Raw genomic sequence first — 238 nt, 5'->3', positions numbered from 1 at the left:
CCAGGGCATCACCAAGGAAATCATGCAGGTCGCGCTCGCGCAAGCTCACGAAGCGCGTCTGCACATCCTCGGCAAGATGACCTCGGCGGTGTCGGGCGTGAACACGGAGTTGTCGGCTTACGCTCCGCGCATGATCACCATCAAGATCAACCCGGAAAAGATCCGCGACGTGATCGGCAAGGGCGGTTCGGTGATCCGCGCGCTGACGGAAGAAACCGGCACGACGATCGACATCTCG

Annotated in this window: 1 protein-coding gene; it reads left to right on the top strand. The window is 61.3% G+C overall.

Translation table 11 applies throughout. The annotated features are described in order from the left end of the window. A partial coding sequence (locus SB816_RS34720; RefSeq protein WP_410548589.1) for a KH domain-containing protein occupies positions 1–238 on the top strand: 238 nt, incomplete at both ends.

This window comes from Achromobacter sp. SIMBA_011 (assembly GCF_046535435.1).
GTDB lineage: Bacteria > Pseudomonadota > Gammaproteobacteria > Burkholderiales > Burkholderiaceae_B > Achromobacter > Achromobacter dolens.
This window is presented reverse-complemented; position numbering and strand designations above follow the sequence as displayed.